At 47.8% G+C, this 2,743-nt stretch carries 2 protein-coding genes; both read right to left on the bottom strand.

Translation table 11 applies throughout. From position 1 onward, the window contains the following. On the bottom strand, window positions 1-198 hold a 198-nt coding region (locus HUU10_15680), incomplete at its 3' end, for a hypothetical protein (GenBank protein NUQ83043.1). A 453-nt stretch (window positions 199-651) separates the two neighbouring features. Then, the gene (locus HUU10_15675; GenBank protein NUQ83042.1) at window positions 652-2,730 is read right to left on the bottom strand and encodes a T9SS type A sorting domain-containing protein; all 2,079 of its coding nucleotides are present in this window, start codon (window positions 2,728-2,730) and stop codon (window positions 652-654) included. Between the last annotated feature and the right edge of the window lie 13 nt (window positions 2,731-2,743).

Raw genomic sequence — 2,743 nt, 5'->3', positions numbered from 1 at the left:
ACCGGCAGACTGGGCAAAGTAGGCGTTGGCCGAATTTCCCACGTAGATGGATTCCGTCGGCTTCTGGAAAACTGGTTTCCGGTAAGCGCTTTCGGAGATGCCTTTATCTGCAATTGCAACAGCCTTCGTCCCGTCGTTACCGGCAAGGGCGGCAACAGATAAAATTAAAAAGGCCAACGTCACGATCCACCGATTCATAAGACCTCCGATTGTCAATAAACCGAAAAGCACTGGAATAAATAATTCTTAAGGTAATGTACCGGTTTGCAGAGAAAAATACAAGACCCTCCGGAAAGAATCTGCAAGGGCGTAGCCCTGACATCTTTTACCAACTGTCTGTTGCGATGTCACCGCTACGCGGCTCAATGCTTCCTGTATGCACTTCCGTGCTACGAAGATGTCACCACTACGTGGCTCAAATTCCTTTATAGCAATCCCTTAAAGGCATTTCATCTTAAACCCCGTAGGGGTGACAGTATTGTAGAAAACCCAAATAAATCCTAAAACATAAAACCCCGGAGGGGTGTCATTATTGTAGAAAACCCAAAAATATCTTACAAAACAAAACCCCGTAGGGGTGACAGTATTGTAAAAAAAAAGCCGGATCCCCTTGCAGGAATCCGGCTTTAAGAGGATTAAACCCCGATTGGCTTATTTCGCAAATACCATCTTGATGGTTTCGGTGAAATTGCCAGCAGTCATCTTAACCAGATAAGAACCGGTTGCCAGGTTGTTAGCCTGGAAGTTAACCGAGTGCAGACCAGCAGATTTAGCATCGTAGTTGAAGGAAGAAACAACCTGACCCAGAACGTTGTAAACGGTGAAGTTCACAACACCAGCCTTCGACACGGTGAAAGGAATCATCGTGCTTGGGTTGAATGGGTTCGGATAGTTTTGCAGCAGACGGAATTCCTTGGCATCAGCCAGGTTACCATCATCAACACCTACCCATTCCTTAGCTGCGAAATCCCAGTATCCTTTACCAGGAGCTTCATAGCGGGAAGGTTGGATATCACCAAATTGAACGTTAACGGTGTTAACATCTTTGGCGAACAGGTTAGCCATGTGGTTGTTTCCGAAGCCAGCTTCGTTATCAGCACCGCCGATACCGAATTTGTATTCCTGAGAAATGATCGCAGTTGCTTCATAAGGCAGTGTAATGGTCCAGATGTTGTCACCGGCCACTTTATCACCCTTGGTAGCACCATCATCGCTCATCTTGCGGGCTTCGCCGAGGGCGATTGAATTCCATCCACCCCATGAACCGGTAGCAGGTCCATTGATGTAGAGAGGATGCTCAGCAATGTTTGCTGCAGTAATGACAAGACTTCCGCCCTGAATGTCATTCAGAGAGCCAGCACCCAGTGTTACGAAAGAAACAGCAGGGTTCAGGTTAGCTTCGATAACCAGCGAGGTAGCCACGCCAACAGGGTTGGAGTTCTTGAAGAACGGCATCCGGTGTGTGGATACTGCATCGTCCAGAAGATCAGAAGCAGTCAGGGTTCCTGTCAGTTCAGCAGGAGTAGGAATTTTACGGAACTTCGGACCAGTGGTTGTTCCGGTTTCATCGAAGTTATCGAAATAGAATTCTTCCTGATCGATGTTGGCATTCACTTTATAGTATTGATAAGCAACATACTTGTTATTAATACCAGGGAAAGAGTCCAACAGACCAGTGTAAACTGTTCCGAACAGAGGAGCATCAAGTGTTAACTCAGCAACTTCGTTTGATGAACCAGCATAGCCAGCCCGTACCACAACGTTATCGGTAGCAGGATCAAAACCATTGGTATTAATGGCATTGAACAGATCTACTTCAAAGTTGATGTCATATTTAGCTGTTGGTTTAACAGGTTCAGGACGTTTGTTTTCCCACCATACCCAAGCGAGGGTGGTGTCATTTCCGGAGAGTGTTACCTTGCGGTTGGAGATTTCTTCCCAAGTGGTTGTACCGCCAGAATTGAAGGTGAATTTGTATTCACGATTTCCGGTCTTGGATGGATCCACAAGAACGGTACGGCTGTAGAAATGCTTGTCAGCTTCATACATACCAGCGCCGCAGCAGAGGTCATCATGACGGACTTCAGGATACAGACGTCCTTCAGGCAGAACGGACCAGCTGTCATCCAGCATGGAACCACGTACATACACTTCTGCAGTTTCGCGTGGGAAGGTTTGAAGACCTTCAAAGTTTACACGGAAGTGAACGGCCATGTTATTGGTTTCGCCCTTGGCAACTTCAAGCGGATTCCAGGCAATGCTACGGGTGATGGTGTCACCAGTAACAGGATCCGGATATTTCACTTTCAGACCAGAGGTGAATACTTCGATGGTTTGATCACCGGAGATATCAAAAGGAGTGAACTCAGCGCGATCCCATCCGGTACCGCTGTTAGTGGAAGTTACCACTTTGGCCCATCCACCAGAGTTGCCCTGATCTGTGGTCAGAGTTCCCATCCAGTAGTCACCACCAATGTTGGTCAGCTTCACACCATTGTCATAAGACCAGTCACCGAAGATTCCACCACCACGGATGGAAACAGTCGAGCCGTTATCGGCAGCAACGGTATCCTGAACGAAAGCAGTGTTCACGATAAAGGTCAGGGTTCCGCCAGCTTGTCCGCCGGTATATTCAGGCAGTTCAATCTGAGGTCCGAGGTAGTAAATAGCAGCAGGGTTGGTTCCGGCTACAACAGGAGGATCTCCGGTGGTACCGAAATCTGTCCACATCAGGTGAGCCTGG

This window comes from Bacteroidota bacterium, from assembly GCA_013360915.1.
Classification (GTDB): domain Bacteria; phylum Bacteroidota; class JABWAT01; order JABWAT01; family JABWAT01; genus JABWAT01.
The sequence above is the reverse complement of the archived record's forward strand: the minus strand, read 5'-3'. Positions and strand labels throughout refer to the sequence as shown.